The 255-nt window shown below is 51.0% G+C and carries 1 pseudogene; it reads left to right on the forward strand.

The features are described from left to right. A pseudogene (locus ACPYOJ_RS35920) lies at nt 1-247 on the forward strand (tRNA pseudouridine(38-40) synthase TruA); the annotation flags it as partial. Between the last annotated feature and the right edge of the window lie 8 nt (nt 248-255).

Here is a 255-nt window from a genome sequence, read left to right on the forward strand (position 1 = left end):
GTTAAGCCAGGGCGTGACGCATTTTTATGAACCGCTTGATGCTGAACGTATGCATCGTGCGGCGCAGTGTCTGATTGGTGAAAATGACTTTACCTCGTTCCGTGCGGTGCAGTGCCAGTCCCGTACGCCGTGGCGTAATGTCATGCACATAAACGTCAGCCGTTATGGCGCGTATGTGGTGGTGGATATCAAAGCCAATGCCTTTGTACATCATATGGTACGGAATCTGTCTCTTATACACATCTGACGCTGCCG

This window comes from Rhizobium sp. SVR5-9E (assembly GCF_056755095.1).